Here is a 26,179-nt window from a genome sequence, read left to right on the forward strand (position 1 = left end):
CGCAAAATGGTGGATGCCGTGGTTGACGGCATCCACCCTTGCTGAAGTTGCGTTTTAGCCTTCGAAGTTGGCGTAGGTGAGGTTTTCTTTCTCCACCAAGGTCAGGACATCGTAGGTCGCGACAATCTCATCATTCTGGTTGTGCAAGATCGCATCCCATGCGACCTCGCCATATTCATCGGTGACTCGCGGAGTGATTTTCTTGGCCGTCAGGGTCACGCGGATTGAATCTCCGGCAGCCACCGGGGTGATGAAGCGCAGGGATTCCAATCCGTAGTTGGCTAGCACTGGCCCCGGCGCTGGCTCTACGAAGAGGCCGGCAGCCCACGACACGAGCAGGTACCCGTGGGCGACGATTCCCGGGAAGAACGGGTTCGCTTCGGCCGCCTTTGCATCGGTGTGGGCGTAGAAGGTGTCGCCAGTTTTCTTGGCGAATTCGCTGATTTCTTCAAGGTCCACTACGCGCAGATCAGAGGCGAAGCCATCGCCTACTTGCAGCTCGGCCAGCGACTTGCGGAACGGGTGCGCGTATTGCTCCTGGCCGCCGAACTTTTCGCTTCCGGCCAGGCGCTGTTCAGCGCCGGCATGCCATACGCCGCTGAGCGCAGTGAGCATATTCGGCGAGCCCTGAACCGCGGTGCGCTGCATATGGTGCTTCACCGATCGGATTCCTCCCAGCTCCTCGCCGCCGCCGGCGCGCCCTGGGCCACCATGGACCAGGTGTGGAACTGGTGAACCGTGACCGGTCGTTGATCGCGCGGTTTCCCGGTTCAGGATGTGCACGCGGCCATGATGGGCGGCGATCCCCAGGGCTAGTGAACGCACGGTGTCGGCGTCGTTGCTGCACACGGTGGCTACCAGCGAGCCTGCCCCCATGGCGGCCAGCTGTACGGCTTCGTCAAGATTGTCGTAGCCGATGACGGAGCTGACCGGTCCGAAAGCCTCGCGGGAGTGCACAAGCGGGTTGCGGGCATCGGCCCATCGCAGAACCACCGGTGACATGAAGGCACCGGATTCGGCCACGGCGTCGCGTTCGGGTGCCACGCGTACGGCTGGGGCATCCAGGCGGCCATAGGCCAGCTCGCCACCAGCGTCAATCATGTCCTGCACTGCAGCACGGACATCAGCCAGCTGTTCCAGGGAAGCCAAGGCGCCCATGGTCACGCCCTCGACGCGCGGGTCGCCAATGACTACCCGCTGCTCGATTCGCTGGCCGATGGCGGCAATGACCGGCTCCACCAGGTGGGAAGGCACGATATTGCGGCGGATCGCGGTGCACTTCTGGCCGGCCTTGGAGGTCATCTCGGTGACGACGACCTTGACGAAGGCCTCGAATTCCGCTGTTCCCTCCTCTGCGTCAGGGCCGAGGATGGCCGCGTTCAGGGAGTCGGTTTCTGCTGCGAAGCGCACTCCCCCGTCGATGACATTTGGATGGGACTTCAGCTTGCTGGCCGTGGCGGCCGAGCCGGTGAAGGCGAACATGTCACGGTAGTCGAGGTGGTCCATCAGGTCGCGGGCTGATCCCGAGAGAAGCTGCAGGGACCCTTCGGGAAGGATGCCTGATTCCAGCATCATCCTCACGGCTGCCTCGGTGAGGTAGCCCGTTGGAGTCGCTGGCTTGACGATGGTGGGAACACCAGCGATAAACGCCGGGGCAAACTTTTCGAGCATGCCCCATACCGGGAAGTTGAACGCGTTGACCTGCACCACGACACCACTCATTGCGGTGTAGATATGCGTGCCGATAAAAGAGCCGTCTTTGCTCAGCGGTTCCGTTGGCCCGTCCAGGATGACATTGCTATTGGGAAGTTCACGGCGGCCCTTGGATGAGAATGTGAACAGAACGCCGATTCCGCCATCGATATCCACCATGGAATCGATTTTGGTGGCACCGGTTTTGAAGGAGATCTCGTAAAGGTCCTTGCGTCGCTCGTTCAGATACAGCGCGAGTTCCTTGAGCTTGAGTGCGCGCTCATGCAAGGAGAGCTTGGCCAGCTCCTGATGCCCGGTGCCACGACCATAGTCCACCGCCGCTGCAACATCCAGCTTGTCATTGGTGACAGCGGCTAGAAGTTCTCCGGTGTTGGCGTCGCGGACTTCTGTTCCGCCCTCGGACTGCGGGGTCCGCCATTCTCCGGCGATAAAGCTGGGTACCACGCTGATCTGTTTTGTCGACATTGACACAATTCCTTCCTGAACGGTCGGTCAGTATTAACATTAACCTTATCAGCAAGAGCGTGACCGGGAACACCTCAAATTGTTGTTCGCGAGAATTCTCCACCCCGCCCGCTACTCAGGAATTCCGCGCGAGAACACCCAGGTGATCGAGACCCTCCTCGCTCATGCCCTGGGACAGCAGATATGAGTGGGCCGAACCAAGCCATGCACAGAATTCCGACAGGGCCGTGGCTCTTTCTTGAATGATTTCCCGCAGCTCTTCATCACCCCGATAGCTCTCGTAGGGATGCTTTCGCGGCGAGACGCGATGCCATTCATTAATGCCCCGCACCGCCAGCTCATCATGGATGAGAATCTGATCCCGGGAACCTGCGAGATCCAGCAGCATGGTGGCAATCAAGCCAGAGCGATCGCGGCCTGCCGAACAGTGGATCACGGTTGAGCCTCGGGAGTTCGCCAAATTCTCGAAGACCGCACGCAGCTGGTCGCCGAATTCTTCGCACACCAACCTGTACATGGCGGTGTGATTCATATATGGCACGGCAATCGATTCGAACCTCGGATTGCCGGGCGTCTCCAGCGGCAGGTTCACCAGTTCAATGCCGGAGAACGCTGCCTGGGGTACGGCGGGGTCATGCTCCCGCCGGCGGATCTCGTTGGGGTTGCGCAGGTCCACGACCTTGCTGACTCCGCCCTCGTGCATTTGCTGCCAGCCGCGGGCATTAAGCCACTCGTGGCGACCCATTCGATAAAAGGCTCCGCAAATATGCCGCGCATTCACGGATCCTTCCCATTCCAGATCTCCGCTTTGCTTTTGATAGTTCAGGCCCTGGCTCATTTACCCATTGCAACATATTGATTCTCTGTTGTAGAGTTCTACTCATTGGCAACTGCCAATCAGTCTATTGAAGGAGGGGTAACGATGATTGCTTACCGCCGTTCCCGGTCATTGATCTCTTTTTCTAAGGACTTATCCCCATGCATTTTCCTGCTGGAGAACCAACCACCAGCTCACAGGTAACCTCGTCCAACTTCGCTGACGCAGATACCAAGCTCAAATTCCGCAGGCACAAGCCCGTATGGAACGAATCATCCTCGGATGAGCCACCGGCTGGCCAGCGCTACTCCACCTGGCCGTTTATCGAAAAGGGCATGCGCGGGCCGCAGCCCTACCCGCTATGGCTGATTGAGGACGCCGGTGCCGTAGACACCGAATTAGGCATCCTCAAAACCGGCAAAGAAGGCGACGTCTTCCTGTTGGAACGAGCAACGCAGGAGCGCTCAAGCTTACTGGCCGCCAAACGCTATCGCTCCCGCGACCACCTGCAATTCAGCCGTTCGCAAGCTTATAGCGATGGCAGGTCTGCCCGGCGCTCGCGCGATAATCGAGCCATCAGCAACAATTCCGCCTACGGCCGGGACATCGCCGCTTTGCAGTGGGCCAACGCGGAATGGACCTACCTCTTGCGCTGTTACGAAGCCGGCATTCCGGTGCCGTATCCGGTACAGATTGACGGCACCGAAATCCTCATGGAATTCATTGCCGACCCGGACAATTCGCTGGCGGCAGCACCCCGCCTGCAACAGCTTGCGCGCTTTGATCCACGGCTTCCCGCACTATGGGATCAACTCACAGACGCCCTTGAGAAGTTCGCTGGATTGGGCATTGCCCATGGCGACCTGTCCGCCTACAACCTCCTGGTTTCCGGCGAGCGCCTAGTGGTCATCGATGTTCCGCAGTGCGTGGATCTGGCGGGCAATCCGCAAGGCATGGACTTCTTGCACCGCGACTGCGTCAATTTGTGCGAGTGGTTTGATTCCAAGGGGCTGTCACATGATCCAGATGAGCTCTTTGCTTCACTGCTAGGACATCTCTTCTAGGATCCAGAGGGACAATGGCCTCCGCCAGTCATTCCTGACCGGCGGAGGCCATTGTCGCTGAAGGTTATATGGCGGGTTTCCTACCAGCTGTAGAAGCCTTGGCCGCTCTTGCGCCCCAGCTTGCCCTCGGCCACCATATCCCTGAGGATCTGCGGTGGAGCAAACCGGCCACCCAAGGTCTCATGGAGGTATTCTGCGATTCCCAGGCGCACATCCAAGCCGACAATGTCGGTGGTTTTCAGCGGTCCGGTCGGGTGCTTGTAACCCAGGACCATGGCATTATCGATGTCTTCCGCGCTGGCTACGCCTTCTTCCACCATGCGCATGGCTTCCAGGGCGATAGCCACGCCCAGGCGCGAAGAAGCGAAGCCCGGCGCGTCATTGACCACCACGGCGGTCTTCCCCAGCGCCTGTACCCAGCCGCGCGATGCATCAACCAGGTTCTTATCAGTCTGCTCGCCGATGACCACCTCGATGAGCGTCGAGGCGGGCACCGGGTTGAAGAAATGAAGCCCGAGGAACTTGCCGGGCCGAGCCAGTTCCTTAGCCAGCCCGCTGACCGACAGGGAGGACGTATTCGAGGCCAGCACGGCCTCGGCATCCAGCACCTGCTCCACAGCCTGCAGCGAGGAGACCTTCAAATCCCAGATTTCCGGAACTGCCTCGATCACCAATTGAGCGGTGGCGAATTGCTGGTAGTCCGTGCTCACCGAGAAACGCTGCATGAGCTCATCTTTGGATTCGCCCACGACGCCGCGTGCGATGGACTTGTCGACGGACTCGGCGACCCGCTCATAGGCAGCCTGCGCAGAGGCCTCATCGCGCTCGACGACAACCACCGTGCTGCCGCTGATCAGCAGAGCGTGGGCGATTCCCGCGCCCATGCGGCCGCCGCCGAGTACTCCGCTGTACTTAGGCAGCTGGCCCATCACAATTTCATTGGTTGCGCTCATGGTTACTTCTTCTTTCGATCAAGGAATGCCTGCATGCGATCAAACTTGGCTTGGGATTCGAACAGCATTCCCTGGGCCAAGGTGTCGATGACCGGATGGGCTTCACGCGGAGCGTGGAATACCGACTTGGTGATCCGCACAGCCAAGGGATCCTGGGCCGCAATGCGATCAGCCAGCGCCTCAGCCGCCGCATCCAGTTCGCTGGCCGGATGCATTTCCGTGATCAGTCCTGCGTCCAGGCACTGCTGGCCGGTGAGCACCTTGCCAGCCAGGAGGATCTCCTTGGCCATCGGTTCACCCACCAGTTCCTTGAGCCTCCAGGTCGCTCCGGCCGCGGCGACGATGCCGAGGTTGGTTTCGGGATTGCCCATGCGCAGCTCTTCGGTGCCGATGCGGAAGTCCGCGGCGTAGGCCAGTTCTGCTCCCCCGCCCAAAGCAAATCCGTCAAGGGCGGCGATCACGGGCATCGGCAGCTTGGCGACACGATCGAAGATCCCCGAGTTGATCCCGGCGAGCGCATCATCGCGGCGGCGTTCTCGCAGCTGCGAAATGTCGGCACCGGAAGCAAAGATCCCCTTGCTCCCCTTGGGATTCGCGGCGCTGGGCGCTTGGCTGGCAGTGCCGGCCAAGATCAGGATTTTGGGATTCCTTTCCAGGTAATCGCAGACGGCATGCAGTTCGTCGACCATCGCCTGGTCGATCGCATTGCGCACCTCGGGCCGTTGGAGCCGGACCCATAGTCGATCATCGGTTTCGCTGACCTTGAGGGTCTGGAATTCGCTATCAAGGCTTTCCACTCTAGGCTCCTTCCAGCAAGATGGCCGAGCCTTGACCCACGCCGACGCACATGGTGGCGACCGCCAGCTTGCGCTGCGCTGAGACCAGTTCGCGTTCCATGCGGCCCAGCAGGGTGATCACGATGCGCGATCCGCTGGATCCCAGCGGATGGCCCAATGCGATGGCTCCCCCGTCGCGGTTCACGATCTGCGGATCCACGCCGAGCTCGCGCATGCTGGCCAGGGACTGGCTGGCAAAGGCCTCGTTGATTTCCATGGCGCCGATCTGCCCGATCGACAGTCCTGCGCGGTCGAGCACTTTGCGGGTTGCCGGCACCGGGCCCATGCCCATGATCTCCGGTTCCAGGCCGGCGGCCTGCCCGTCGATGATGCGGGCGCGGGCGGTCAGCGAGTACTTTTCCAGGGCGCGTTCTGAAACCACCAAGATGGCCGAGGCTCCATCGTTCAGCGATGAGGCGTTGCCGGCGGTCACGACTTCGCCGCCGCTGACGACCGGGCGCAGGCCGGAGAGCACATCCATGCTCGTTCCCGGGCGCGGGCCTTCATCGGTATCCACGATGGTTTCGCCCTTGCGGTGCTTGACCGTCACCGGCACGATTTCATCGCGGAAGTGACCGGCTTTTATGGCGGCGATGGCCTGGGCGTGGGAATCAACTGCGAACTGATCGCAGTCCTCGCGGGAGATTCCGTAGACGCGGGCCACTTCTTCTGCGGTCTCCGGCATGGAGTAGGTCGCCTTGCCGTCTCGTGACAGCTCTCCGGAAAGGAATTGCGGGTTGGTGAAGCGCCAGCCGATGGACGTGTCGAAGACTGCACCGGGCTTGGCAAAGGGCTTATCCGGCTTCTCCATGACCCATGGGGCGCGGGACATCGATTCCACGCCGCCGGCGATGACCACGTCGGCGGCACCTGCCTTGATCATGTGGCTGGCCATGGTGATGGCACTCATTCCCGAAGCGCACAGGCGGTTGACGGTGATGCCAGGAACGCTCACCGGCAATCCTGCCAGCAGCGATGCCATGCGCGCGACGTTGCGGTTCTCTTCACCGGCGCCGTTGGCGTTGCCGAGAATCACTTCATCCACCACTGCCGGATCGATTCCAGAGTCCTGGATGAGATCGCGGATCGCCAGTGCAGCCAGATCATCGGGGCGCACTGAGCTCAAGGCTCCCCCGTAGCGTCCTACCGGGGTGCGGCTCCCGCCGACGAGAAATGCTTCAGTCATTTGTACTCCTTGGGCCGAAACTGTTGGGTGATCCTCAACACCTAAACTTACCGACCATTCGTTCAATAATAAAGTCATAGGCTTCAGCTATTTCAGATTCTTAGAGATCGGACGGAAACCGACTAGCATTCATAGGGTGAGTAGCCAGAATAATTCAGCATTACCCCAGAAGGTTTCCGACGTCTTTGATCCCACTCGTTGGCGAGTGATCGAAGGCTTCGATTTCACCGACATCACCTACCACCGCCAGGTGGAACGCGACGCCCAAGGCACCATCGTGCGCGACCTGCCGACGGTGCGCATCGCCTTCGACCGCCCCGAGGTGCGCAATGCCTTCCGCCCCCACACCGTGGACGAGCTCTACCGCGCCATGGATCACGCGCGGATGACCAGCAATGTGGCCACGGTGCTGCTCACCGGCAACGGCCCGTCCCCCAAGGACGGCGGACATGCCTTCTGCTCGGGTGGAGACCAGCGCATTCGCGGCCGCGACGGCTACCGCTATGCAGAGGGCGAAACCCGCGAATCGATCGACCCTGCCCGCGCCGGACGACTGCACATCCTTGAAGTGCAACGGCTCATGCGCACCATGCCCAAGGTGGTGCTGTGCGTGGTCAACGGCTGGGCCGCCGGCGGCGGGCACTCCCTGCACGTGGTTTCCGACCTGACCATCGCCTCCAAGGAAAATGGCAAGTTCAAGCAGACCGACGCCACCGTGGGTTCCTTCGACGCCGGCTACGGCTCGGCCCTGCTGGCCCGCCAGGTTGGCCAGAAGACCGCCCGCGAGATCTTCTTCCTGGCCCGCGAATACTCCGCCGACGACATGGTCCGCATGGGCGCGGTGAACGAATCGGTGGAACATGAACGCCTGGAAGAGGTCGCTTTGGAATACGCCGCGGATATCGCCAAGCAGTCCCCTCAGGCCATCCGCATGCTGAAGTTCGCCTTCAACCTAGCCGATGACGGCCTGGCAGGCCAGCAGGTCTTCGCCGGCGAGGCGACCCGCATGGCCTACATGACCGATGAGGCAGTAGAAGGACGCGACGCGTTCCTGGGCAAGCGCGACCCCGACTGGTCTGACTACCCGTACTACTTCTAAGCGTCAGCACCGGCACAAGGACATCTACATGGACGCACTGCATCAAGAACTGCTCACAGCCCTGGCTAACGCCGCCAACGACAACGGACCAGCGGTGGAAGTCATCATCGATGGCTCCGCCGATGCCGGCTGGCGCATCGAGTACCTGGGCAAGGAAGACCTGCCCGGCTTCGAGCAGCCGATGGCCGTGGTCCGGACTTCCGGTTCCACCGGCCGGGCCAAGCGAACGGTGCTCAGCGTCGAGGCCTTGGCTTCCAGCGCCCAGGCTACCGCAGAATTCCTGGGCTTCGAAGGCCAATGGCTGCTGGCTCTTCCCGTGCACTACGTCGCCGGGCTCAGCGTGCTCACCCGCTCGCTCTTCGCCGGCACCAAGCCCGTGATCATGGACCTGGACGGAAGCTTTTCGGCTACCGCCTTCACCCAGGCCGCCAACCAGATGGTCGAAACCCGGCGTCTGACCTCGCTGGTGCCCACCCAGTTGGCTCGGCTGCTCGATAACCCGGACCCGGACACCTTGCAGGCGCTGAAGCGTTTTGACGCCATCTTGCTGGGCGGGGCACGAGCCAGCAAGGACCTGTTGGTCAGCGCGCGCCATCATGGACTGAAGATCTTCCAGACCTACGGTTCCTCGGAAACCTCCGGCGGACTGGTCTACAACGGCACAGCGCTTCCCGGCGTGCTTCTGGCCGAGCATGATTCGCGCATCTGGGTTTCCGGTCCGATGCTGGCCGACGGCTACGCCAATGCTCCGGAAGCCACCGATGAGCACTTCGTGGAACGTGATGGCCGGCGCTGGTATGTCACCGATGATCTGGGCACCGTTCAGGGGTCGCGCTTGAGCATCGTGGGCCGCGTTGACGATGTCATCAATACCGGCGGCGTCAAGCTGTCCGCTTCGAAAATCGAGGGGCTCTTGGAAGAGTTCTTCACCCAGGCCCTGGTGGTCTCCGTCCCGGATCCCCAATGGGGCCAAAGCGTTGGCCTGGCCTATTCCGGCCCCACCAAGACCGAAGATGCTTTTGATGCGGTGCGCCGCACCCTGGGCAAGGAAGCGGTGCCAAAGCACGTGCGCCACTACCCGCAGGGTCTGCCATTGCTGCCCAACGGCAAGTTCAATCGCCGCCTGATCATTGATGAATTAGCGGTCCGGGACTAGTCTCGATTCGCCTTGCCCGCCTAATCGCGGGAAACTAGAGGGTACGAGTTTTCTTTTGCCCTGAAAGGACTGAAAGTGGCCACACTTTCCCAATGGGTTTCCGGTGCCCGCCTGCGCACCTTGCCTATCGTCATTGCCCCGGTAGTCATCGGCACCGCGGCCGCTCTGGGCGAAACCGGAACCATTCATTGGATCCGCTTTGTTCTCGCTTTGCTGGTCGGCCTGCTGCTGCAGATCGGAGTGAACTACTCCAACGACTACTCAGACGGCATCCGCGGCACCGACGATGAGCGAGTAGGGCCGCTGCGCCTAACCGGTTCCAAGCTCACTGAGCCGAAGAACGTGCGCAATGTAGCCTTTGCGTGCTTCGGCCTGGCAGCTGCCTGCGGACTGGCCCTGGTGATCATCTCTTCATCGTGGCCGCTGCTGTTGGTGGGAGTGGCCGCGATCTTCGCAGCCTGGGGATACACCGGTGGCAAGAATCCTTACGGCTACCGCGGTTTGGGCGATATCTACGTCTTCATCTTCTTCGGGCTCGTAGCCACCTTGGGTACTACCTTCACCCAGATCAATGAACTGACCCTCACCTCGTTGTGGGGCGCCATCGGCACCGGCCTGATCGGCTGTGCGCTGCTCATGGCCAATAACGTGCGAGACATCCCCACCGATAAAGAGGTCGGGAAAATTACCCTGGCAGTCCGTTTGGGCGAAAGCAATGCCCGGCTCAGCTATGTCCTGATGCTCGCAGTGGCCATCTTGCTGCCATTGCTCTCAACCGGCACCTTCCCTTGGCTCTGGCTGATCTTGATTACCTTCATCCCTGCGATCGCCCCGTCCATGTTGATGCTGCGTGAACATGAGCTCCCCAAGCTGGTGCAGGTGCTGAAGCAAACGGGCATGCTGAACATGGTCTACGCCGTTCTCTTCGCGTTGGCGATCGTCCTCAACGTGTACTTCTAAGTCGTTTCGGATCTTTCCGAGCAGCAAAAAGCCTTGGCTTGTCAGTCCATTGAATTGGAACTGGCAAGCCAAGGCTTTTCTCGTTGTTCGTCAAAGCTGGCGGCAAAATCTTTAGGCAGGCGGCTGCGTCTTGCGCTGGGACTCATCAAATTCGTCTTCGATGGCTTCCTCCGCCAGCTGCTTGCTGGTCTTATTCGCGGAGGTCTTATTGAAGGCCCGGCGCACATCCTCGTTCGCCTTGAGCCGAAGCTTGTTGAAGAACAAGTAGGAAATGGCGAAGGCGAAAATCAGGCCAATGATTCCGGCAACAAAGATTGGCCAGTTCAGGCCAAGCCACAGGCCCAGGAACACCGCGCAGAAAATGCCCAGACGAAGAACTGTATATTTCAGAAACTGCATAGCTTCAAGTCTACCGATGAAGCTGTGAACCGGATTATCACTAGAATGGAATCATGGTCCGCATTCTCATATTCGCAGCAGTAGTTTCGGTCGCTTTGATGATTTACACGTTGATCGAATGCAGCCGTGCGCCGAAGCATCTCGTGCGCTCGCTGCCGAAGTCGGCATGGGCCGTGGTGATCATCATCCTGCCACTGGTCGGCGCTGTATTGTGGTTCATTTTGGGCCGGCCCATCAACGAGCGCAACCAGCAGGCAACACAGCAAACCGCGCCGGATGACGACGAGGATTTCCTTCGACAGCTCGAAGTCTGGCGCCGCCAACAGCAGCGCGAAGCCGATGCAAAAGCCCGTGAGCAAGAACTCAAATCCCAGGCCAAGGATTCGAAGGATAACGACTCCACCTCGAAGCCCAAGCCGGACGACTCAACCGGCTCCAACAAGCCTTCACCCAAGCCGGAGGACACCGACAGCGACACTCCCGACGCCAAGGCCTAGAACCCCCCTTCCACAGCTTGCGCAGGGCAACCTGTGCCGACAACCTCAGCTCTGGGGCCGTTCCAGGCTTGGCGTCCGACTCTGCTTAAAGCAATGAGCGATACCCCATCAGGGGTATCGCTCATTGCTTATTTACTGGGTTCTAAAACCTAGACTCCGGCGTAGGAGTGCAGGCCGTCGAAGAAGATGTTCACGATGGTGAAGTTGAAGATCACGCACAGGAAGCCGACAATCGACAACCATGCCGAACGCGGGCCAGTCCAGCCACCGGTGGCACGTGCGTGCAGGTAGCCTGCGTACACAACCCAGATCACGAAGGACCATACTTCCTTTGGATCCCAGCCCCAGTAGCGTCCCCATGCGGCTTCTGCCCAGATGGCGCCGGCCATCACGGTGAAGGTCCACATGACGAAGGCGATGGTGTTGATGCGGTAGGCGAAGTTCTCCAGCGCGCCAGCACCAGGGACCACGCGCATGAATGGCAGCTTGTCGCTCTGGCCTGCCGCCAAGCGGTTCATGCGGGAGTGCTGCAGAAGCTGGAGCACGTTCATGGCGAAGCTGATGGCAAACAGCGAGGAGGCCAGCACAGCGATGGACACGTGGATCACGATCCATGGCGACTGCAAGGCTGGGACCAGGTGGCCAACTGGGGTTGGGAAGCCGATGGTAGCAGCGCAGAGCATCAGGGTGACAAGACCGGAAATGAAGGAACCCATGAAACGCAGGTCCTTGATGATGAGCACCACCACGTACACCAGAGCCACTACGAAAGCGCCGGTGGTCAAGAACTCGTACATGTTGCCCCATGGCACGCGGTGTGCCGCCAGTGCACGCGAGACCACGCCGAAGCCATGCAGAGCCACGGCCAGCCACATCAGCACTACGGCGATACGGGCCATCGGACGCTTGGAAGAGAACTCGGTGTAGTTCATCTTGTCGGTCACGATGTCGTCGCTGATGTGGTCCGCGCGTTCAGATTGACCGCGACGCTTGCGTCCGCTTCCGGCGACGGCGCCGTTGGCGCCAACCAGCATTTCCTCGTCGCGCTTGAGCGCTGCGGAGTCCATTTCCGAGATCGACTTGTTGGTCTTGGCCAAGTCCAAGGCGAAGATGATGAAGACTACTCCGTAGACCATGGCTGCCAGCAGCATGAACAGCTGGCTGTATTCACCCAGCGATTCATTAATTGGTGCTAATGCCCCAGCGTTACCCATTTACTGCTCCTTGGTTTTGCTCCTGGCTTGCCAGTGGCCAAGCCTTGTCAAAGATCTTCTGTAGTTCTGCCGCTTCGCGTTCAAGCCGTGGATCCTCGCCACGGGCCAACAGCGCATATTCGATATTACGCTTGCCGTCTTCATGCTTCAGCTTGACCCAGACGCGGCGACGTGGAGTGAACAATGAAACTCCCAGACCGAGCAGGGCCAACCCTGCGAAGATGCCGATCGGCAGCTTGCCCGGATCGTAGTTAACGTCCAAGGCCACATAGCGTTTGAGGTCATCGAAGCTGATGCTGCCCTTGCCATCTGGCAGCTGGTAGGTCTGTCCGGCTTCGAGGATGATGCCGCCAGCATCCAGCTCTCGGCTATTGAGCTTCTTCATCTTCTCGGTGTCCAGGACGAAGACGTTCTGCGGATTGCCGTTATCCAGTCCCAGGTTCCCGTAGAACGAGTTCAGGTGCAGCTGCGGGTTGATCGCATTGGGGTCGCCGGAAATGCCGAATCCATTTTCATCCACCAGTGCGGTAGGAAGCAGGAAGCCCTGGAAACCGAGCTGATCCGGCTTGGCATCGGGAACCTTCAAAACGAACATCGAGGTGTAGACCGAGTCCTGCGGAACCGAAACTGCCGGGCCCGAGTAGGAGACGTTGCCCTTGCCATCGCGCACCGTGATGACCGGGGCGTAGCCGTTGCCGACCAGGTAGACATCGGCGCCGTTGATGCGCAGCGGGTGGTTGACTTTCAGTTCCTGCTTGACCGGATCCGACTGCGCGGTTTTACGAACCTGCACGTGGGCGGTGAAATCCAGTGGCTGGCCGAAGTGCGACTCGGATTCGCGATCGAAGACGATATCGAACTTGTCCAGCTTCACCGAGTAGCCCGGGAGCTTGTCGGCGTTAAAAGTGTTACCCGGGGTGAACGAGTCATACGCCACCAGCGAGTTGACGAAGGTCTCCCCCTCGACCAGCACGCGCTGTCCGGTGTAGCCGAACGCGCCGCCGATCGCGGCCGAGACCAGCACGCCGATCAGCGAAATATGGAAGACCAGGTTGCCGATCTCGCGGGTGTAGCCGCGTTCAGCTGAGACGGACCGGCCGCTGGCATCATCGCGGCGTTCCACGCGGTAACCGCGTTTTTTCAGGATCTTGTATGAGTCCTCGATGACCTGGTCATCATCCGGGGTATCCGATTCGCCTTCGAGGATTTCATGCGATGCATACTGCGGCAGGCGATCGAGTCGCGCCGGGGTGCGCGGTGGCGGGGTGCGCAGCGCCTGTGCGTGCTTCTTTACACGCGGGATGATGCAACCCACCAGGGAGACGAACAGCAAGATGTAGATGGCGGAGAACCAGACGGAGGAATACACCTCGAACATCTGGAAACGGTCAAGCCATGGGCCGGCAACAGGGTGCTGGTCCAGATACTGCACTACCGTCTCGGGGTTGGATGCCCGCTGCGGGAAAATGGAACCCGGAACTGCGGCTACGGCCAGCAGCAACAGCAAGAACAATGCTGTTGGCATGGACGTCAGCTGGGTCCAGATCCAGCGCATGAACCCTACGAATCCCAACGCCGGAGCGTCCTGGGAGCCTTTGAGTTTCCGTTGTTGTTTCGCCATTAAATTGGCAACCTCACTTCATTGGCAAACCAGTTTTGCAGTTCTGAAACCCACGTACCCCACAGGCCGGTCACCATGACCAGGCCAAGGGCGATGAGCATAGCGCCGCCAAAACGCATGATGAACAACTGATGCTTCCGGAAGAATGCCAGTGCCTGCATTCCCCGCTGCAATCCCAGGGCAATCAGGATGAAAGGCAATCCGAGTCCGAGGCAATAGAACACCGTCAGCAGGGTTCCCCGGGCCACATTCGCATCGGTACCGGTGGACATGATCAACACCGCGCTCAGCGTCGGGCCGATGCATGGCGCCCAGCCCAAGCCGAAGGTCAGCCCCAGCACCGGTGCGCCCCACAGGCCTGCAGGCGGCTTCTTGTGGATCTTGCGGTCGCGCTGCATCCAGGAGAATCCGCCCATGAAGACAACGCCCATGAACACCACGACGAGTCCCAGAACCTGGGTGACCCACGAACCGTTGAATCTCAGCCACGCCGTCGCCTGGCTGAAGAGCACTCCGGCGGCAATGAAGACGACAGAGAACCCCAAGACGAAGAGCAGGATCCCCAGGATCACCCGCCCACGGCGGTGTTCCTTCAAGTCCGCGCCGGTCAGCCCGGTGACGTAACCGAGGTATCCAGGGACGAGGGGAAGTACGCAGGGAGAAAGGAATGAAACCAATCCCGCCAACATGGCCACGGGCGCGGCAAGTACGAGCGACCCGTCCAGGACGATGTCAGCAAATGGATTAGAACTCACCGCAGGGATCACAACTTTTCGGTCAAAGCGGTATCGATCAGCGACTTCAGCGTGCCCGGATCGACGGCGCCGATAACGCGCGCGCGGACCCGTCCCTTGCGGTCGAGAACCAGCGTGGAAGGCACGGCCTGCAGCGGCACGTACTTGGTCATGGCCAGCTGGACGTCTCCGTCGGTGTCCTGGATGGATTCGTAGGGAAGATCGAAGGTGCGCTCGAAGGCCTTGGCCGCTTCGGCTTCATCACGGACGTTAATGCCGATGAATTCAACCTTCTCGCCGTAGTTGTCGGCGATCTTCTTCAGGTCCGGCGCTTCAATGCGGCACGGCGCGCAGGCGGCGTACCAGAAGTTCATGACCACTGGCTTGCCTTCCCACTGGCTGAAGTCGACATCGGTGCCGTGGTAGGTCTTCGACTTGAGTTCCACCGGATCGGTGCGCTGGGCGACATCGTATTCTTCGACGGCGCCATCGCCGGCGATGTAGTTTTTCCCGTCACCGCTGTTGGCTTGCGCCGTCAAGGAGTCTTCCTTGCCGCTGCAGGCAGCCAGCGGAACAATGGCGGCTGCCACCATCAGCGAGCGCAGCATCGTGCGTCGGCTCAGATTGCGGGGATTAGTCACAGGATCAGTCATTTCCTTAGGCTCCTGGAATATTCGCGGCACCGGCCAATAGCTCGGGGCTTGGTTCGGTGTAACGCACGGAGACCAATTCGTCGCCTTCGAAATCAAAGCTGGTCACGGATGCCAGAGTGCATTCGCGCTGGCGCGGGTCATGCCACAGCGGCTTCTTTTCCGCGGCACGCCGGGTGACCCAGATCGGCAGCTGGTGGCTCACGATAATAACCTCGGAGCCTTCGCCATGTTCTGCCACCGCGGCGCGACGGTGCTCGTCCATGGCTTCGCGCATGCGCTGCACCTGCTGCGCATATGGCTCGCCCCATGAGGGCTTGAGCGGGTTGACCAGCAGCGGCCAGTACTTTGGCTGGCGCAGTTGGTCTGCCACCTTCGACAGGCCCTGCAGCTTGTTGCCGGCCTCGATGACGCGATCGTCAGAGTGAATTGGCAAGTTGAGCAGGCGGCTAACGGGGGCGGCGGTTTGCTGCGCGCGGATCAACGGCGAAGCGACCAGGCGGACCACGTTGGCCCCGTCTGCTTGGCGTTGTGCGAAGTACTCGCCGGCGGCATCAGCCATCTTGAAACCGAGCTCCGAAAGCCCGAAGCCGGGGATCCGTCCGTAGAGGATACGGTCAGGGTTGAAAACTTCCCCGTGGCGCAACAAATGGACGGTCGTTAAAGGCATGCTTCTAGTGTCTCAAATATTCGGTGCGAAATAGACATATTGTGTCCACCATCAACTATTCACAGCGCATGCATGGGATTCCCATATGGAAAAACCATCCTTTCGGAGGGCTTACTCACAAAGCCATGCCACTACTCTTAGTTGTAAAGGCAATTCGACCCAAAGGATGATGAAGCATGAGCAACTACGATCCGAATCAACCGGGCCAACCCTACAACCCGGAATCCGGGGGTCAGAACCCGAATCCGAACCCGTACGGTGAAAACCCCTACGCACAGCAGCCCTCCCCCTACGGCCAAAATCCTTACGGGCAGTCCCCCATGGCGCCAGGCTTCAATGAGTACCCGAACCAGGGAGGCTACGCAGCCGTGCAGCCTCCGGCCGAACGCCCGAAGACATTGCAGATCGCGTTCTTGCTGATCCTGCTTTCGGGCATTGTCGGTGCGATTGCCAGCTGGATGATTTCCACCTCGAACATGTTCGGCAACATGGTGTCCTCGCAGTGGGCCATGGTCGAGCAGGAACTGCAGACCCAGATGCAGTCATCGCCTGAGATGGCCCAGGACCCGACCCTGCAGCAGATGATGAGCAGCCCAGAGGCATTCATCTCCCAGGCCAACACCATGATGACCAGCTTCGCCTTGGTCGGTGCCGTGATCTCGGTGATCTTGTACTTCTTGGTCGGCTTCTTCGTGGGCCGTGGCGTGGGTGCCATGCGTATCATCGCCACCATCCTGGCGGCGCTCTCGCTCTTGGGCTTGTTCTCCTCGGTGCCAATGATCAGCATGTTTGCCGACAGCCAGGCTGGCGCGTTGAACGCGGTGTACATCATCGGCATCCTGCTCGGTGTAGCAGGCGTGGTCTTCGCCTGGTTGCGTCCTTCCTCGGAATACATCGCCCAGCGTCGCATGGCTCGTCGCGCCGGCTACCGGTAAAGAAAGGTCCGAAAGGTCCTCAAGGCAAGAAAAAGCGTTGTTGTTTTCGTCAGTCACGACGAAGACAACAACGCTTTTTGCGTATCCGGGAGGATCTAGCCCTGCACTGCCAGGTACGCCAAAATCTGCAATTCGGTCGACAGGTCAACCCGGCGCAAATTCATGCCGGCCGGTACCTTCAACGGCTTGGGTGCGAATGAGAGCACCGAACGCACCGAGAGGTCCGCGAGTGAATCAACCAGGTCCTGGGCTGCGTCGCCAGGCACGGCGAGAACGGCAATATTGATCTCTTCACGGGCAACCACCGTGGCAAGATCGCTGATCGATTCCACGCGCAAGTCGCCGACAGATTCGCCGATCAGGTTCGGGTCCACATCCAAGATGGCTTTGACGTTGAATCCGCGCGAGGTGAATCCGGCGTAGCCGCTCAGGGCTCGGCCGAGGTTACCGGCGCCGACAATGGCGACTTTCCAGTCCTGGTTCAGACCCAGGGTCCGGCTGATGTGCTCGGCTAGTTCGCGAACCACGTAGCCGACACCGCGAGTTCCGTAGGACCCAAGCCAGGACAGGTCCTTGCGCAGAATCGAAGGGTTCACGCCCGCTTCCTTGGCCAGCACTCCGGAGCTGGTCCGTTCCAGCCCTTGGGCTTCCAAGGCGTTGAGCGCACGCAGGTATTGAGTGAGTCGAGCCAATGTGGCTTCGGGCAGGACACGAGCTTCAAGCTCAGACATCTTGATTCTCCTGCACTTTCCATTGGGCTATTCGAGCGCGACGCGTCGTCATTCTTGTGGCTTCGACTAGTTGCTGAGCAGTCTTTCGAGGCGTTGCGGGTCGATAGTCCAGAAATCTCGAACTTGTCCGTCGATGAACAGCACCGGCACTTCTTCGTGGTGCTTGGCCAGAAGTTCGGGATGCTCGTCGATATCTAGTTCGGAGAATTCCATGTTCAATCGGCTCGTTACCTCAGCAACTGTGGCTCGTGCTGCATGGCATAGATGGCAGTCTTTTCGAACCAACAGCTGAATCTGATGCAATGTACTCACCTGACTATAATCTCACGAGCCGTAACCGCGCTTGAACTTTACGATGAAATAAACTGGGTCAAATGCCTTCCACCGATAACACCAGCGCTCAGCCTTCAGCCCAGGCACCCGGAACAGTTGCCGCTTTCTTCGATGTGGACAACACCTTGGTTCGCGGGGCCTCGCTGTATTTGCTCGCGCGCAAGCTGCGTGAGCACCGCTTCTTCCGGTTCCGGGAAATCCTCTGGTTCGCGTTGAAGCAACTGCGTTTCGCTGCCCGCGGCGAGCACCTGGGCGATATCCATCAGATCCGCGACCGTGCGTTGATGATGGTGCGCGGCATCCCGGTGGCTGAGATCGAGCAAATCGGCAATGAAATCTATGACGAGTACATCGAGCCGAAGTTGTGGTCGGGCACGGTGGCCATTGCCCGCCAGCATTTGCGTGTCGGCCGCGAGGTGTGGCTGGTAACCGCCACTCCCCTGGAAGTGGCGAATGTCATTTCACATCGGCTCGAACTTTCGGGCGCTTTGGGCACTGTGGTGGAAAGCCGAGATGGTTTGTACACCGGTGCATTGGCCAGCCCGATCCTGCACGCAGCTGAAAAAGCTCAGGCTGTCAGGACCCTGGCGAAGGCACGCGGGATCTCGCTGTCGCGCTCCTGGGCGTACTCGGATTCGTATAACGATGTCCCGCTTCTGGAAGCTGTCGGCCATCCTGTCTGCATTAATCCGGATGCCCGTTTGCGCGCCTACGCCAAGCGTCGCGGCTGGCAGGTCTATGACTTCCGCACGGGCCAGCGGGCCGCCAAGTTCGGCTTGCGTGCTGCTGGCGTGCTCGGGGCACTATGGGCTGCAAGGCGCTCAATCCTGCGCCGTTCCGGCTCTTAGCGGGTCACCGGCAGGCTGCGGATAAAGCAATCGCCACCGTTTGCAGTTGAACTGCGAATCGGTGGCGATGATTGCCTAGCGGCAAAGTGCTCGAAGTAGATTTACTTCTTGTTGCGACGCTGGTGGCGAGTCTTACGAAGCAATTTGCGGTGCTTCTTCTTGGACATACGCTTGCGGCGCTTCTTGATAACAGAGCCCATAATGGTTCCTCACAAACTAATTAAATGCGCCAACCTAAAGTATCTGCTTGCACGCAAGCAAAAGGGCAAGGTTGACCGGACGTTAAACGTTCCTTAATAGATTACCCGCTTTTCGGCCATGCTCTGACCATCGCGCGGACTATCGGCCGTAAGAACCGGTACCGTGCTGCGGATCAATAGCCGCAGCGCTGAGGTAGGATTCCACAGCGTTCTCTGGAACGCGATAGGAGCGACCGAACTGAACGGCAGGCAGATCGCCTGCGTGAATCAGCCGATAAACCGTCATTTTGGAAACACGCATCATGTCAGCCACTTCGGCCACCGTCATGAAACGGGCTCCTGCAAAATTCTGTTTATCCGTCATGCGGGATATTCTCCTGACGCTGATCTCTATTTCGTCGCGTTACTAGCGAAGGTGAACTTACACGACTTTGGATCAACATCGGCGATCTGGTTCACGTTCGCTTTGTCCTAGTCTAATCGCACTTTAGTAACTTTTGCATCACGAAACACTTCAGGACTCTTCAGAATCAAAATTTTGTTGCCGAAACGAGACAATCCGCACGGCAAGCCCCAGATCAACTAGGGGTGCCGCGCGGATCGTTGCAACTAAATTTCTTAGATCACGCCCTGTGCAAGCATGGCATCAGCGACCTTCACGAAGCCTGCGATGTTCGCACCGGCGACGTAGTTGCCTGGAATGCCGTACTCGTCAGCCGTGGCGGCACAGCTATCGTGGATGCCCACCATGATCTCGCTCAAGCGGCGCTCGGTGTGCTCGAAGCTCCAGGAGTCGCGGCTGGCGTTCTGCTGCATCTCCAATGCGGAGGTGGCCACGCCACCGGCGTTGGCAGCCTTGCCCGGGCCGAACAGCACGCCGGCATCCTGGAAGATCGCAGTAGCCTCTGCAGTGGTCGGCATATTGGCGCCTTCGGCAACCGCGACGGTGCCAGCGGCCACCATCTTCTTGGCCGCTTCCTCGCCCAGTTCATTCTGGGTGGCGCAAGGCAAAGCCACGGTGCCGGCCACGTCCCACACGCTGCCGCCTGCAACGTACTTGACCTTGCTGGTGCCCCGGCGCTGCGCGTATTCGGAAATGCGCCCGCGTTCGACTTCCTTGATCTGGCGCAGCAGCTCAAGGTCGATACCGCCCTCGTCCACGATGAAGCCGGCGGAGTCGGATGCGGTTACCACCTTGGCGCCCAGGCTCTGGGCCTTCTCGATGGCGTGGATGGCCACGTTGCCCGAACCGGAAACGATGACGCGCTGGCCGTCGAAAGACTGGCCGCGGGTCTTGAGCATTTCCTCGGTGAAGATCACCGCACCATAACCGGTGGCCTCTGGTCGAACTAGCGAACCTCCCCAGCTCAGACCCTTGCCGGTGAGCACACCGGATTCGTAGCGGTTGGTGATGCGCTTGTACTGGCCGAAGAGGTAGCCGATTTCGCGGCCGCCTACGCCAATGTCACCTGCGGGAACGTCGGTGTACTCGCCAATGTGGCGGTACAGCTCGGTCATGAAGGACTGGCAGAAGCGCATGACTTCGCCGTCGGATTTGCCGCGCGGATCGAAGTCCGAGCCACCCTTGCCGCCGCCAATAGGCATGCCGGTCAGGGAGTTCTTGAAGATCTGCTCGAAGCCCAGGAACTTCACGATGCCCAGGTAGACCGAGGGATGGAAGCGCAGTCCGCCCTTGTATGGGCCCAGTGCGGAGTTGAACTCGACGCGGAAGCCGCGGTTGATCTGGACGCGGCCTTGGTCATCCACCCATGGCACACGGAAAATAATCTGTCGCTCGGGTTCGCACAAGCGCTGCAGAATGGCGGCCTCGGCGTATTCGGGGTGCTTGAGCGAAACCGCTTCAAGGCTTTCGAAAACTTCGGTGACGGCCTGGTGGAATTCTGCTTCTCCAGGATTGCGGCGGAAGACTTCGTCGCGAATCGTAGCTAAATGCTTGTCCAAGTTTCTCTCCTCATCAGGTGGGACAGGAACAAGCGCCTGAGGAACCTCGCACCCGGCGTCACTGCCCCGTTCATGAGAATGCCACGCTGGGCACCGCGAGGAAAAATCCTCTGTTATAAATCAGAAACACGGCCGTAACGTGAATCACTGGCTATTTTGATCGGCGGTGCCCGCGAGGATAGGGCGATCAGCTAGCGGCGGCGCCCAAAACGGGGAAGCCGCTCCAAGAACTCCTGGGCCCGGCCGGTCACTTGCTCCAGTCCGCGCCCGACGCTGCGGCTGATTTGCTGGGCGGTCGGGTTGACTGCGGCAGAAAGCTGCGTGCTCGAATTCGGCTGCTGTTCGCCGGCCGGCGCTTCGGCTTCTGGCACTGGAACCAGATCAGCGCACCAGTGCACCAGGTCTTCGAGCGCAGAGGTGTCAATGCTGTAGATGCGGCGCTGGCCCGCAGCCGCCATGCTCACCAGCTGAGCCTCGCGCAAAACCTTTAAATGCTTGGAAACCGTAGGCTGCGAGATCTCCAGTTCGGTGACCAGGGTGCCTACGGCTTTTGGCTCGTTCTTGAGCGCTTCAATAATCTTGCGACGGGTCGGCTCAGCCAACGCCGAAAATACTTCATCAATTGCCACATACATAACCCTAACGGCATATGAGCATGAGGCCATTGATTTAGCGGCTGGTTCCGCAATGAAATTCCAGCCTCGAATAATTTCGGCTGAATTATCCCGGCTTAGTCAAACCAAGGATCGAGTCCGAAGAGCGGGAAAACTTCCTTGCGTGTGGCAATGATCGTGCGGTCCACAGGATCAGCAGGGTCGTACCCGACTTCCCAGTTCCGCCACCAAAGCTGAGCGTCATCGCCCATCAGGTACGGCATCGCGCGACCATAGCGTTCCAGAACATAGCGGCGGAAGGTCTCTGGCACATAAGTGCGCAGCGGTACCGGCTTGCCGGCAACAATCGCCGTCAAATGCGTCCAGGTTCGTGGCACCACGGCAGTGACGTTGTATCCGCCACCACCGGTGGCAAGCCAACGCCCCTCGCAGACATCATCGGCCAGCTGGGCAATGTCCAGCGCTGCCTGGCGCTGCGCATCAACTGACAACTTCAAATTGGTCATGTCATCATCCCGGTGGGCATCGCAACCATGCTGGGACACGATGATTTCCGGTTTGAAGGCGTGGACCAGCTGCGGAACAATCGCGTGGAATGCCCGCATCCACCCCGAATCCCCGGTCATCGCCGGCAAGGCGACGTTCACAGCGCTGCCCTGGGCCTGCTTGCCGCCAATATCGTTGGCGAATCCTGTCCCCGGGAACAGCGAAAGACCTGACTCATGCAGGGAAATGGTCATTACCCGCTCGTCATCCCAGAAGATGGATTCGGTGCCATCACCATGATGGGCATCAACATCGATGTAGACCACCCGCTGCGCGCCTTGATCCAGCATCCGCTGGATCGCCGCCGCGGCATCGTTATAGATGCAGAAGCCGCTTGCCTTGTTCTTGGCCGCATGATGCATTCCGCCAGCGAAGTTCACAGCTCGCACGGTATCCTGGTCCATGATTGCCTGGGCTGCGATGATGGAACCGCCCACGATGCGGCCGGCCGCATCATGCATTCCGGCGAAGACCGGATCATCCTCGGTGCCCAGGCCGAAATCCTCGGCAATCAGAGTCGGATCTTCGCTCACACGGCGCACTTGATCGATGTAGCTCTGCTCGTGAACCGTGCCGATCACCGCATCGCTGGCAATCTCCGGTGCGTGAATGCTCAAGTTATCGGCGTCCAGCACTTGCAGCTCGCTGCTGAGCCGATAGGTCAGTTCTAGCCTTGCCGGGTGCATGGGATGCCAGTCGCTGAATTTATACTTCAGGTACTCTTCATCCCACATGACCATGGTTGGCCGAGGGGCCTGTTGCGGATCTAACACTGTTTCAGGCTACCCGATAGTGATCTAACTCATGAATTTATGGCCCTTTCGGCGACCTTGCGATTCTTAAGGCCGGCAAGGCAAGCGTTTAGCGCCCGAAACGCGTAAATTACTAGAAGGACTTCAACTTCCGCTTTTGTTATCCACCTGTCCCGAAGAAACGGCGAGTTACAGATGAGCACTGCCAGTGATCTGGGCCCTCGGGCCCAGGCAGCTGAACTGCGCGAACAGCGTCGCAAAAGATGGCTGATGTTCCGCATGTCCATTGCCGACTTCACCGTGCGCTCCCCTGCGCGTCTGACGCTCGGGGTCTTCGTCCTGGCCATCACCATCTTCACTTCGCTGCTCGCTGCGCCGTTCTCCTCCGCCACCGGAGAAGCCACACCGCTGCACGACGCATTGTTCACCGCGGTTTCCGCCGTATGCGTCACCGGTCTCACGACCGTTTCCACGGCAGTGCATTGGTCATTTATCGGCCAGCTGATCATGCTCATTGCCGCCTTCATGGGTGGCCTGGGCATTTTGACCTTGGCATCGATCATGTCCTTGGCCGTTTCCCGCAAGTTGGGTGTCCGGGCCAAGCTCATGGCCCAGAAATCCATGGACAGCTCCGGCGCTTCCGCATTGGGCGAGGTCAGCTCGCTGCTGCGCATTGTCATTTTGACCGCCATCAGCCTGCAGGGGCTGATCGCTCTGTTCCTGATTCCACGTTTCTACGTGCTGGGCGAAAGCGTGCTGTCTTCCATTTGGCACGGCATCTTCTATGCGGTCTCGGCCTTCAACAACGCTGGTTTCACCCCGCACTCCGACGGCCTGGTCCCCTACGAAACCGACCTGTGGATCTTGATCCCGCTCATGGGCGGCGTCTTTGCCGGGTCACTGGGCTTCCCGGTCATCATGGTGTTGCTGGCTCATAAGTTCAACGTCAAGAAATGGAATCTGCATACCAAGCTGACCATGCTGGTCACCACCATCCTGCTCTTTGCCGGTGCCTTCCTCTGGCTCGTTTTCGAATGGTCGAACCCGCGCACCTTGGGCGATATGACCGTGGGCGACAAAGTCATCCACGCCTTGTTCGCCTCGACGATGACCCGTTCGGGCGGCTTCAATCTCGTTGACCAGAACGACATCCATCAGGTCACGGTCCTGCTCACCGACGCGCTGATGTTCGCCGGCGGCGGCTCAGCCTCCACTGCTGGCGGCATCAAGGTCACGACCATCGCCGTGATGTTCCTGGCCATCATGGCTGAAGTCCGAGGCGACACGGATGTGAAGGCCTTTGGCCGCCAGATCCCGCAGGGCACCATGCGCGTTGCGATCTCCGTGGTCGCCATGGGCGGTTCCCTGGTCATGGTAGCCACCGGCGCCTTGGTCACCATCGATGAATCGGTCGGGTTCTCGCGGGCGCTCTTCGAGTCCATTTCCGCCTTTGCCACCGTGGGCCTGAGTACCGGCGTGTCCCAAGAGATGCCGCCGGCAGGCAAATACGTTCTGAGTATCCTGATGTTTGCCGGACGTATTGGCAGCATCACCCTGGCCAGCGCATTGACCATGCGTCATCGCAATTCACTATTCAAGCTTCCGGAAGAAAGGCCGCTCATTGGCTGACAAGAATATTGATCACAATGCCCCAGTCCTCGTCATCGGACTGGGCCGTTTCGGCGCCTCCGTCGCTGAGACCCTGGTCAAGCAGGGCCGCGAAGTCTTGGCTATTGAACGCAGCCCGGAACTGGTGCAGCAGTGGGCCAGCACGTTGACCCACGTTGTTGCCGCGGATGCCACGAACATTGATGCGCTGCGCCAGCTCGGTGCCCAGGAATTCTCTTCCGCCGTAGTCGGCGTGGGCACCTCGATCGAATCTTCCGTGCTGATCACCGTGAACCTCGTGGATCTGGGTATCGAGCACCTGTGGGTCAAAGCCATCACTCCTTCGCACGGCAAGATCCTGACCCGCATTGGCGCCAACCACGTGATCTACCCCGAGGCCGATGCCGGCGTCCGTGCCGCGCACCTCGTGGGCGGGCGCATGTTGGACTTCATTGAATTCGATGACGGATTCGCCATCGTCAAGATGTATCCGCCAAAGGAAACCCAGGGATTCACCCTTGCCCAGTCGCAGGTGCGGTCCAAGTACGGCGTGACCATCGTTGGCGTGAAGTCGCCGGGCGAGGATTTCACCTATGCGGTCCCCGACACCATCGTGACCCGCAGAGACGTGCTGATTGTTTCCGGGCACGTTGACCTGCTCGAACGCTTCGCTGCAAGGCCGTAGGCTCCGTCCTCCAAAAACACCCGTGGCTGGTACTCCTGATTCAAGGAGTACCAGCCACGTTTTTAGTCAGCTTCCGGTTGGCCTTTAGCCAAGCTCGTCGCTCAGCTGGGCCGCGCGGGCCGCAGCTGCCTGCGTACCGGCGGCAATGATCTTCGGGATGCCCTGCTCGTCGAAGGTCTTGATGGCCTGCTCGGTGGTGCCTTTGGGGCTGGTGACGGCCTTGCGCAACTCGCCAGGGATGGCCTGCGGATCCGAAAGCATCTTGCCGGCACCTGCGACGGTGGCACGTGCCAGGTCGATGGCCAGCTTCTCATCCAGTCCCATGGCCACGCCGGCGTTAGCCATTGCTTCGGCAAGGTAGAAGGCGTAGGCAGGGCCGGAGCCCGAGATAGCCGACAGCGCGTTCTGCTGCTCTTCTTCGATGACGTGTACGTCGCCGGAGCCGGAGAGCAGTTCGGTTACCAGACGGGTCTGCTCATCGCTCACACTGGCAGCCGGGCTGATGCCTACGACACCTGCGCCAACCATCAATGGGGTATTCGGCATGGAGCGAATCACCGGCTGATCGGCAGGCAGATGCGCCTGCATGCTCTCCAGGGTGATGGCGGCGGCGACGGAAACGACGACCTTCTCGGCGGTCAATGCGCCGGAGATTTCGTCGCACAACTCGGTGATGCCCACAGGCTTCACTCCGAGGAAGATGATGTCGGTCGCTGCAGCGGCCTTGCGGTTGGCTTCCGGATCCTGCTCGCTGACAAGGACGTTGATGCCCAGTTCGCGTAGCTCCGCCGCGCGCTTATCGCTGCGCACAGTGGCGGTAATCAGCTTGGGGTCGTGACCCGAAGCGATGATGCCACGAAGGATGGCGCCATTCATCGAGCCAGCGCCGAGGAAGGACAGTTTCAGATTATTTGTTGCTTCACTCATGAAT

At 59.8% G+C, this 26,179-nt stretch carries 28 protein-coding genes; 9 read left to right on the forward strand and 19 right to left on the reverse strand.

The window, feature by feature from the left end; all coding sequences use genetic code 11:
* Nucleotides 1-54: 54 nt before the first annotated feature.
* Together paaZ and D3791_RS03560 are read right to left on the reverse strand one after the other, a co-directional pair.
* Nucleotides 55-2,178, reverse strand: coding sequence for a phenylacetic acid degradation bifunctional protein PaaZ (gene paaZ, locus D3791_RS03555; RefSeq protein ID WP_172511307.1), 2,124 nt, complete (start codon nt 2,176-2,178; stop codon nt 55-57).
* Nucleotides 2,179-2,293: 115 nt separating this feature from the next.
* Nucleotides 2,294-3,016, reverse strand: a complete 723-nt coding sequence (locus D3791_RS03560; protein ID WP_172511308.1) for a tyrosine-protein phosphatase — start codon at nt 3,014-3,016, stop codon at nt 2,294-2,296.
* A 140-nt stretch (nt 3,017-3,156) separates the two neighbouring features.
* Between D3791_RS03560 and D3791_RS03565 the strand changes: the two genes are divergently transcribed.
* Nucleotides 3,157-4,059 carry a serine protein kinase RIO gene (locus D3791_RS03565; RefSeq protein ID WP_022874235.1) on the forward strand — a complete coding sequence of 301 codons (903 nt, stop codon included), beginning with the start codon at nt 3,157-3,159 and terminating at the stop codon, nt 4,057-4,059.
* 80 nt (nt 4,060-4,139) lie between these two features.
* Here the strand turns inward: D3791_RS03565 and D3791_RS03570 are convergent, their stop codons facing one another.
* The 3 genes from D3791_RS03570 to D3791_RS03580 are packed head-to-tail and all read right to left on the reverse strand — an operon-like array spanning nt 4,140 to nt 7,034.
* On the reverse strand, nt 4,140-5,012 hold the full coding sequence (locus tag D3791_RS03570) for a 3-hydroxyacyl-CoA dehydrogenase family protein (RefSeq protein WP_172511309.1): 873 nt from the start codon (nt 5,010-5,012) through the stop codon (nt 4,140-4,142).
* Between the two features lie 2 nt (nt 5,013-5,014).
* On the reverse strand, nt 5,015-5,809 hold the full coding sequence (locus tag D3791_RS03575) for an enoyl-CoA hydratase/isomerase family protein (protein ID WP_172511310.1): 795 nt from the start codon (nt 5,807-5,809) through the stop codon (nt 5,015-5,017).
* A 1-nt stretch (nt 5,810) separates the two neighbouring features.
* Nucleotides 5,811-7,034 (reverse strand): thiolase family protein, encoded by a 1,224-nt coding sequence (locus D3791_RS03580; protein ID WP_022874238.1) that lies wholly within the window; start codon nt 7,032-7,034, stop codon nt 5,811-5,813.
* 136 nt (nt 7,035-7,170) lie between these two features.
* Here D3791_RS03580 and D3791_RS03585 point away from each other — a divergent pair, with 136 nt between their 5' ends.
* From D3791_RS03585 to D3791_RS03595, 3 genes are all read left to right on the forward strand, one after another.
* The gene (locus D3791_RS03585; protein ID WP_022874239.1) at nt 7,171-8,133 is read left to right on the forward strand and encodes a 1,4-dihydroxy-2-naphthoyl-CoA synthase; all 963 of its coding nucleotides are present in this window, start codon (nt 7,171-7,173) and stop codon (nt 8,131-8,133) included.
* A gap of 28 nt (nt 8,134-8,161) precedes the next feature.
* Complete coding sequence (locus D3791_RS03590; RefSeq protein ID WP_172511311.1) at nt 8,162-9,289, forward strand: AMP-binding protein; 1,128 nt, start codon at nt 8,162-8,164, stop codon at nt 9,287-9,289.
* Between the two features lie 75 nt (nt 9,290-9,364).
* On the forward strand, nt 9,365-10,249 hold the full coding sequence (locus D3791_RS03595; RefSeq protein WP_022874241.1) for a 1,4-dihydroxy-2-naphthoate polyprenyltransferase: 885 nt from the start codon (nt 9,365-9,367) through the stop codon (nt 10,247-10,249).
* Nucleotides 10,250-10,360: 111 nt separating this feature from the next.
* On the opposite strand, the gene D3791_RS03600 is transcribed toward D3791_RS03595, so the two are convergent.
* Nucleotides 10,361-10,648 carry a DUF4229 domain-containing protein gene (locus D3791_RS03600; protein ID WP_022874242.1) on the reverse strand — a complete coding sequence of 96 codons (288 nt, stop codon included), beginning with the start codon at nt 10,646-10,648 and terminating at the stop codon, nt 10,361-10,363.
* Nucleotides 10,649-10,701: 53 nt separating this feature from the next.
* Between D3791_RS03600 and D3791_RS03605 the strand changes: the two genes are divergently transcribed.
* Nucleotides 10,702-11,145 (forward strand): PLD nuclease N-terminal domain-containing protein, encoded by a 444-nt coding sequence (locus tag D3791_RS03605; protein ID WP_022874243.1) that lies wholly within the window; start codon nt 10,702-10,704, stop codon nt 11,143-11,145.
* Between the two features lie 149 nt (nt 11,146-11,294).
* On the opposite strand, the gene ccsB is transcribed toward D3791_RS03605, so the two are convergent.
* Genes ccsB through D3791_RS03630 form a run of 5 tightly spaced genes read right to left on the reverse strand, consistent with a single transcriptional unit; the run spans nt 11,295 to nt 16,034 of the window.
* The gene (gene ccsB / locus D3791_RS03610; RefSeq protein ID WP_172511312.1) at nt 11,295-12,359 is read right to left on the reverse strand and encodes a c-type cytochrome biogenesis protein CcsB; all 1,065 of its coding nucleotides are present in this window, start codon (nt 12,357-12,359) and stop codon (nt 11,295-11,297) included.
* Entirely contained in the window at nt 12,352-13,980 is a 1,629-nt protein-coding gene (gene resB, locus D3791_RS03615; protein WP_022874245.1) for a cytochrome c biogenesis protein ResB, read from the reverse strand. The genes ccsB and resB overlap by 8 nt, the downstream gene beginning before the upstream one ends.
* A complete protein-coding gene (locus tag D3791_RS03620) occupies nt 13,980-14,735 on the reverse strand; it encodes a cytochrome c biogenesis CcdA family protein (protein WP_172511313.1) in 756 nt (251 codons plus the stop codon). The genes resB and D3791_RS03620 overlap by 1 nt, the downstream gene beginning before the upstream one ends.
* 8 nt (nt 14,736-14,743) lie before the next feature.
* Nucleotides 14,744-15,367 (reverse strand): TlpA family protein disulfide reductase, encoded by a 624-nt coding sequence (locus D3791_RS03625; RefSeq protein WP_022874247.1) that lies wholly within the window; start codon nt 15,365-15,367, stop codon nt 14,744-14,746.
* Between the two features lie 4 nt (nt 15,368-15,371).
* Complete coding sequence (locus D3791_RS03630; RefSeq protein WP_172511314.1) at nt 15,372-16,034, reverse strand: histidine phosphatase family protein; 663 nt, start codon at nt 16,032-16,034, stop codon at nt 15,372-15,374.
* A 176-nt stretch (nt 16,035-16,210) separates the two neighbouring features.
* Here D3791_RS03630 and D3791_RS03635 point away from each other — a divergent pair, with 176 nt between their 5' ends.
* Nucleotides 16,211-16,969 (forward strand): DUF3824 domain-containing protein, encoded by a 759-nt coding sequence (locus D3791_RS03635; RefSeq protein WP_022874249.1) that lies wholly within the window; start codon nt 16,211-16,213, stop codon nt 16,967-16,969.
* Nucleotides 16,970-17,064: 95 nt separating this feature from the next.
* Here the strand turns inward: D3791_RS03635 and D3791_RS03640 are convergent, their stop codons facing one another.
* Together D3791_RS03640 and D3791_RS03645 are read right to left on the reverse strand one after the other, a co-directional pair.
* Complete coding sequence (locus tag D3791_RS03640) at nt 17,065-17,700, reverse strand: redox-sensing transcriptional repressor Rex (protein ID WP_022874250.1); 636 nt, start codon at nt 17,698-17,700, stop codon at nt 17,065-17,067.
* Nucleotides 17,701-17,766: 66 nt separating this feature from the next.
* Nucleotides 17,767-18,012: a glutaredoxin family protein gene (locus tag D3791_RS03645; protein ID WP_028268356.1), complete on the reverse strand. Its 246-nt coding sequence runs from the start codon at nt 18,010-18,012 to the stop codon at nt 17,767-17,769.
* A 62-nt stretch (nt 18,013-18,074) separates the two neighbouring features.
* Here D3791_RS03645 and D3791_RS03650 point away from each other — a divergent pair, with 62 nt between their 5' ends.
* Entirely contained in the window at nt 18,075-18,881 is an 807-nt protein-coding gene (locus tag D3791_RS03650) for an HAD family hydrolase (protein ID WP_022874252.1), read from the forward strand.
* Between the two features lie 101 nt (nt 18,882-18,982).
* Here the strand turns inward: D3791_RS03650 and D3791_RS03655 are convergent, their stop codons facing one another.
* From D3791_RS03655 to D3791_RS03675, 5 genes are all read right to left on the reverse strand, one after another.
* Nucleotides 18,983-19,081, reverse strand: a complete 99-nt coding sequence (locus D3791_RS03655; RefSeq protein WP_005504750.1) for a 30S ribosomal protein bS22 — start codon at nt 19,079-19,081, stop codon at nt 18,983-18,985.
* 139 nt (nt 19,082-19,220) lie between these two features.
* A complete protein-coding gene (locus tag D3791_RS03660) occupies nt 19,221-19,445 on the reverse strand; it encodes a helix-turn-helix domain-containing protein (RefSeq protein WP_022874253.1) in 225 nt (74 codons plus the stop codon).
* Between the two features lie 254 nt (nt 19,446-19,699).
* Nucleotides 19,700-21,043 (reverse strand): NADP-specific glutamate dehydrogenase, encoded by a 1,344-nt coding sequence (gene gdhA / locus D3791_RS03665; RefSeq protein WP_022874254.1) that lies wholly within the window; start codon nt 21,041-21,043, stop codon nt 19,700-19,702.
* Nucleotides 21,044-21,234: 191 nt separating this feature from the next.
* Nucleotides 21,235-21,672: an ArsR/SmtB family transcription factor gene (locus D3791_RS03670; RefSeq protein ID WP_028268357.1), complete on the reverse strand. Its 438-nt coding sequence runs from the start codon at nt 21,670-21,672 to the stop codon at nt 21,235-21,237.
* Nucleotides 21,673-21,773: 101 nt separating this feature from the next.
* Nucleotides 21,774-22,943 carry an acetoin utilization protein AcuC gene (locus tag D3791_RS03675; protein ID WP_172512890.1) on the reverse strand — a complete coding sequence of 390 codons (1,170 nt, stop codon included), beginning with the start codon at nt 22,941-22,943 and terminating at the stop codon, nt 21,774-21,776.
* Between the two features lie 207 nt (nt 22,944-23,150).
* On the opposite strand from D3791_RS03675, the gene D3791_RS03680 reads away from it, so the two are divergent.
* Nucleotides 23,151-24,584: a TrkH family potassium uptake protein gene (locus tag D3791_RS03680; protein WP_172511315.1), complete on the forward strand. Its 1,434-nt coding sequence runs from the start codon at nt 23,151-23,153 to the stop codon at nt 24,582-24,584.
* Nucleotides 24,577-25,248, forward strand: a complete 672-nt coding sequence (locus D3791_RS03685) for a potassium channel family protein (protein ID WP_022874258.1) — start codon at nt 24,577-24,579, stop codon at nt 25,246-25,248. Before D3791_RS03680 ends, D3791_RS03685 begins: the two co-directional genes overlap by 8 nt.
* A gap of 84 nt (nt 25,249-25,332) precedes the next feature.
* On the opposite strand, the gene proC is transcribed toward D3791_RS03685, so the two are convergent.
* Nucleotides 25,333-26,175: a pyrroline-5-carboxylate reductase gene (gene proC, locus D3791_RS03690; RefSeq protein WP_022874259.1), complete on the reverse strand. Its 843-nt coding sequence runs from the start codon at nt 26,173-26,175 to the stop codon at nt 25,333-25,335.
* Nucleotides 26,176-26,179 lie beyond the last annotated feature (4 nt).

This window comes from Glutamicibacter mishrai, assembly GCF_012221945.1.
GTDB lineage: Bacteria > Actinomycetota > Actinomycetes > Actinomycetales > Micrococcaceae > Glutamicibacter > Glutamicibacter mishrai.

Bases quoted from the DNA above. Each gene is read 5' to 3' on its own strand.
- paaZ (WP_172511307.1), bottom strand. From the start codon at position 2,178: ATGTCGACAAAACAGATCAGCGTGGTACCCAGCTTTATCGCCGGAGAA.
- D3791_RS03560 (WP_172511308.1), bottom strand. From the start codon at position 3,016: ATGAGCCAGGGCCTGAACTATCAAAAGCAAAGCGGAGATCTGGAATGG.
- D3791_RS03565 (WP_022874235.1), top strand. From the start codon at position 3,157: ATGCATTTTCCTGCTGGAGAACCAACCACCAGCTCACAGGTAACCTCG.
- D3791_RS03570 (WP_172511309.1), bottom strand. From the start codon at position 5,012: ATGAGCGCAACCAATGAAATTGTGATGGGCCAGCTGCCTAAGTACAGC.
- D3791_RS03580 (WP_022874238.1), bottom strand. From the start codon at position 7,034: ATGACTGAAGCATTTCTCGTCGGCGGGAGCCGCACCCCGGTAGGACGC.
- D3791_RS03590 (WP_172511311.1), top strand. From the start codon at position 8,162: ATGGACGCACTGCATCAAGAACTGCTCACAGCCCTGGCTAACGCCGCC.
- D3791_RS03600 (WP_022874242.1), bottom strand. From the start codon at position 10,648: ATGCAGTTTCTGAAATATACAGTTCTTCGTCTGGGCATTTTCTGCGCG.
- D3791_RS03605 (WP_022874243.1), top strand. From the start codon at position 10,702: ATGGTCCGCATTCTCATATTCGCAGCAGTAGTTTCGGTCGCTTTGATG.
- ccsB (WP_172511312.1), bottom strand. From the start codon at position 12,359: ATGGGTAACGCTGGGGCATTAGCACCAATTAATGAATCGCTGGGTGAA.
- resB (WP_022874245.1), bottom strand. From the start codon at position 13,980: ATGGCGAAACAACAACGGAAACTCAAAGGCTCCCAGGACGCTCCGGCG.
- D3791_RS03625 (WP_022874247.1), bottom strand. From the start codon at position 15,367: ATGACTGATCCTGTGACTAATCCCCGCAATCTGAGCCGACGCACGATG.
- D3791_RS03630 (WP_172511314.1), bottom strand. From the start codon at position 16,034: ATGCCTTTAACGACCGTCCATTTGTTGCGCCACGGGGAAGTTTTCAAC.
- D3791_RS03635 (WP_022874249.1), top strand. From the start codon at position 16,211: ATGAGCAACTACGATCCGAATCAACCGGGCCAACCCTACAACCCGGAA.
- D3791_RS03640 (WP_022874250.1), bottom strand. From the start codon at position 17,700: ATGTCTGAGCTTGAAGCTCGTGTCCTGCCCGAAGCCACATTGGCTCGA.
- D3791_RS03650 (WP_022874252.1), top strand. From the start codon at position 18,075: ATGCCTTCCACCGATAACACCAGCGCTCAGCCTTCAGCCCAGGCACCC.
- D3791_RS03655 (WP_005504750.1), bottom strand. From the start codon at position 19,081: ATGGGCTCTGTTATCAAGAAGCGCCGCAAGCGTATGTCCAAGAAGAAG.
- D3791_RS03660 (WP_022874253.1), bottom strand. From the start codon at position 19,445: ATGACGGATAAACAGAATTTTGCAGGAGCCCGTTTCATGACGGTGGCC.
- D3791_RS03675 (WP_172512890.1), bottom strand. From the start codon at position 22,943: ATGGTCATGTGGGATGAAGAGTACCTGAAGTATAAATTCAGCGACTGG.
- D3791_RS03680 (WP_172511315.1), top strand. From the start codon at position 23,151: ATGAGCACTGCCAGTGATCTGGGCCCTCGGGCCCAGGCAGCTGAACTG.
- proC (WP_022874259.1), bottom strand. From the start codon at position 26,175: ATGAGTGAAGCAACAAATAATCTGAAACTGTCCTTCCTCGGCGCTGGC.